2 protein-coding genes are annotated in these 2820 nt (G+C 33.2%); one reads left to right on the forward strand and one right to left on the reverse strand.

Annotation, left to right across the window (positions count from 1 at the left end; translation table 11 throughout):
• The coding region (locus tag LDB17_RS09070; protein ID WP_393924997.1) for a TolC family protein at nt 1–618 on the forward strand (618 nt) is incomplete at its 5' end.
• 62 nt (nt 619–680) lie between these two features.
• Here the strand turns inward: LDB17_RS09070 and LDB17_RS09075 are convergent.
• On the reverse strand, nt 681–2636 hold the full coding sequence (locus tag LDB17_RS09075) for a nucleoside-diphosphate sugar epimerase/dehydratase (RefSeq protein ID WP_252638736.1): 1956 nt from the start codon (nt 2634–2636) through the stop codon (nt 681–683).
• Between the last annotated feature and the right edge of the window lie 184 nt (nt 2637–2820).

Here is a 2820-nt window from a genome sequence, read left to right on the forward strand (position 1 = left end):
ATAATTGAATTCAATCAGTTTATAAATAAAGATGATATTTGGCAAAAAACGCTATCTGCGAATACTTTCCTTTTGTTATCAAATAAAAATAAGAATCTTAGTTTGCTTGATTTAAAAACAGCTCAGAGTGAGAACTATCCGTATTTGAAACTTAATGCAGGCTATGGTTATACAAAAAATATTTACAATACGGGGACTATAGATAATCAAAACAATTTGGGATTAACCTATGGATTAACTATAGGCTTCAACCTGTTTGATGGCTTCAATAGAAAAAGAAAACAAAAGAATGCCCGTATAGAAGTTGAAAATAAAGAACTCCAATACGAGCAAACTATACTCTCTCTAAAAGCCGATTTTTCGAATATGTGGATGGCTTATAGAAATAATATAGATCTGGCAAATCTTGAAAAAGAAAATGTACAGACAGCAAAAGAAAACCATGAAATAGCTATCGAACGCTACAAACTTGGAGACCTATCAGGTATAGAACTACGAGAGGCACAAAACAGTCTATTAGAGGCCGAAGAAAGACTTGTTCAGGCTGAATATAATACAAAATTATGTGAGATATCGCTTATGCAAATTAGTGGGCAAGTAATTTCATATTCGGAGTAAATAAAATGAGCATCTGTCGTATTCTGTTGTCTGTTTTGTAAAAATAAATACAGGTATTTCTTTTATACCCAAATTTGAGAATTACTAGTGGTATCTATATTATTTTGATCAAGTTGTTCAAATTCTGAATTATTGCTAATAAATTCCGGTACAAGGACTTTCATCTGTCGTACGAGTTTGTATTTATCATTTGTCTGGGCGACTAAAATTAACTGCTCTATTTGAGGTAAGATATCCTGAAAATGGTATTCCCTTACTTTAGCCATCATAATCTTTTTGTGCGAAGTCTGTTCTGTTATTTCAGAGTCATTCAATAACTCTTCATACAGCTTTTCTCCGGGCCTTAATCCTGAAAATTGAATTTCGATATCTCTTTCCGGAACTAAACCGGCCAACTCTATCATTTTTTTTGCTAAATCATAGATTCTTACAGGCTGTCCCATATCAAATACATAAATATAGCCGGATTTACCGATGACTGAAGCTTCCAAAACCAAGCGGCATGCCTCAGGAATGGTCATAAAATAACGAGTGATCTCAGGATCTGTTACAGTTATCGGACCACCCTTCTCTATCTGCCTTCTGAATAATGGAATAACAGAGCCATTACTTCCTAATACATTACCAAAGCGTGTTGTCACAAATTTAGTATTAGACTTATTTTTCTTCTGATCAGCAGCACAAGACTGAACATATATTTCTGCGATGCGTTTAGTTGCCCCCATGATATTTGTAGGGTTTACAGCCTTGTCTGTAGAGACCATAATAAACATCTCAACATCAAACTCAATTGCTAAATCAACTAACACTTTTGTGCCTAATACGTTAGTAATTATGGCTTCACATGGATATCTTTCCATCATTGGGACATGCTTATAAGCAGCGGCATGATAAACTATATTAGGTTTATATTTATCAAACACAAAATTCATAATTATATGATTGCGGACATCTCCGATAATGGTAGTAAAGTTCAAGCAGGGATACAGTTTCTTTAATTCAATATCCAAATCATTCAATGGCGTTTCAGCCTGATCGAGACAAATAATAGAAGCTGGAGAAAATTGAGCTAATTGCTTGACTATTTCACTTCCGATTGAACCTGCAGCACCTGTCACCAAAATATTTTTCCCTTGAACATTTTCAGCTATTACATTCAAGCTGATATTTATTTCGGGACGACCAAGCAAATCTTCAATCTGAACGGGACGAATACTCCGACTAATATCTGACAGTTGAGATAAACTGTCTATATTCATTTGTTTACTTATATAGATACGAATATTTAAGCTTAATATTTTTTCAACATAATTAGCTTCAGTCTTTAGTTCATCTTCTTTGGTAAACAATACATCTTTTATCTTGTATTTTAAAAAATCTTCAGACTTCTGAATAGTAAGAACTGGTACGTCTGTCAGTTTCTTTAATTTTGAGTCAGGATCAGTTGTAAGAAAACCGATAATCCTGAACCTATTGTTTCCGGTACTCAACAGCTGTGCAAGGACAATGTTATCTTCATTTAATCCCCACACAAATACAGGTATAGAAGGGTTGTTACCAAACCGTCGAGTTAATGTCTGATAAGTATAAACGACAATTATGCGAAACCCGTACAAACCAACCAATGAAACTAAAAAGAGAGTACTACAATATGCAACAGCAACGCTTCCGGATGGACCTATAACTTTATATAATGTAAGAAATATAAGTATATCAGCAAATAACAAGGATGTAAGTATCTTTTGAAATTCATGAATTGTAGAATAACGAACAATTCCTTTATATGTTTTGAATATTCTAAAACATAATGCATTAAACAATAGGGTTATAGCCAGATATTCAAAGAATACAGGATGATATACTATATGAATATTTTTGTATATCTGAAGTGTTAGGATATATGATATGATAGTCGCAAAAGTGACTATTGCCAAATCGATCAACAAGACGAACCATCTGCTCAGCAGACGATTCTCTAAGAATCTCTTATATATTTTTCGTGTAGTGTTGTTTATCATGAGTTATTTTACATATTACTTGATTATCCAAAAGTTTTTGTCGTATCTAAAATCGTCATCTTTAACCATACTTAAAGGAAGTGTTGAGAAGGATAGAAGCTTTGATCCTACGGTTAATGATTTTAGATGAAACTGACAGTAAAATACTATGTATCCCTTTAGGATATGCAAATGCTATAAAATC

Source organism: Dysgonomonas sp. Shenzhen-Wh21, assembly GCF_043392705.1.
Classification (GTDB): Bacteria; Bacteroidota; Bacteroidia; order Bacteroidales; family Dysgonomonadaceae; genus Dysgonomonas.